The 1,472-nt window shown below is 73.6% G+C and carries 1 protein-coding gene; it reads right to left on the bottom strand.

Features of this window, described 5'->3' with window-relative positions:
- The coding region (locus tag CLV70_RS38800; protein ID WP_146164368.1) for an ATP-binding protein at positions 1-1,472 on the bottom strand (1,472 nt) is incomplete at both ends.

Below are 1,472 nucleotides of genomic sequence, written 5' to 3'. Positions count from 1 at the left end.
CGGTCGACGAGTGCGGCCAGGAGTTCGGGGATCTCCGCGGCGGGCACGGCGGTGTCCGCGCAGACGGCGGTGGCCGAGGCGGGGGTGACGCCGCCGGGCAGGATTGAGATTCGTTCCGCGACCGTGCGTTCGTGCTCGTTGAGCAGGTCCCAGCTCCAGGCGATGACTGCGCCGAGCGTGCGGTGCCGGGTGGGTGCGGTGCGGCTGCCGGTGGTGAGTAACCGGAACCGGTCGGAGAGCCCGTCGGCAAGCTCGGGCAGGGCGAGCGTCCGGAGGCGGGCCGCGGCCAGTTCGAGGGCGAGGGGCATGCCGTCGAGGCGGTGCACCACGCGGACGATGTCGGGCAACGTCGTCTCATCGACCGCGAACCCTGGGCGTACGGCCGCGGCCCGCTCGGTGAACAGGCGCACGGCCGGTGCCCGGCCGGCCTGCGCGATGCTCGCCTGCGGGGCGGGCAGGGCGAGCGGGCCGAGCGGCACCAGTGCCTCGCCGTCGACGGCCAGGGGTTCGCGGCTGGTGGCGAGCACGCGCAGCCCGGGGCAGCGGGTCAGCAGGGCGGAGATCACGTGGGCTGCGGCGTCGATCAGGTGTTCGCAGTTGTCGATCAGCAGCAGGGTTTCCCGGCCGCCGAGTTCGCCGACGAGGACGTCCAGTTCGTCGCCCTCGACCCGTTTGCGGGCGTCGAGGATCGCGCCGCCGCGCAGCCCGATCCCGGCGTGCACGGCCGCGGCGATCTTGGCCGGTTCGGTGACGGCTGCGAGGTCGATGAGCCAGGCGCCGTCGCGGTATTCGTGCCTTCTCCGGCGGGCGGCTTCGAGGGCGAGGCGGGTCTTGCCGGCGCCGCCGGGGCCGAGGACGGTGACGAGTCGTCCGGTGGTGAGCAGGGTGTCGATCCGGGTGAGGTCGTCGTCGCGGCCGATGAAGCTGGTCAGGGGGGCGGGCAGGTTGCCGGGCGGGGTGGGTGTGGGTGTGGTGCGTAGTAGGCGTAGGTGTCGTTCGCGTAGGGCGGCGCCGGGGTCGATGCCGAGGGTGTCGGCGAGGTTTGTGCGGAGTTGTTCGTAGAGGGTGAGGGCGTCGGCTTGGCGGCCGAGGGTGTCGAGGGCGTCCATGAGCAGGGCGGTGGCGCGTTCGTGGGTGGGGTGGTCGGTGAGCAGGCCGGTGAGGCGGGTGGCGGCGTTGCCGGGTTGGTGCAGGCGTAGTTCGGCGTCGGCGAGGTCGGTGGTGGCTTCGATCGACAGGTGGGTGAGGCGGGTAGCGATGGCGGGGGTGGTGGTGGGTGGGCCGTGCCACAGTGCGGCGGCTTGGGTGAGGGCGGCGTGTGCGGCGTGCGGGTCGCCGGCGTGGAGTCGTTCGTGGCCGGTGGTGGCGAGGTGTTCGAAGCGCAGGGCGTCGACGTCGGCGGGGTCCACGTTCAGCCGGTAGCCGCCCGCGACCTGGGTGACGTCGTCGGCCGAGCCGAGCGCCCGGCGCAG

This window comes from Pseudosporangium ferrugineum (assembly GCF_003002065.1).
Lineage (GTDB): Bacteria > Actinomycetota > Actinomycetes > Mycobacteriales > Micromonosporaceae > Actinoplanes > Actinoplanes ferrugineus_A.
This window is presented reverse-complemented; position numbering and strand designations above follow the sequence as displayed.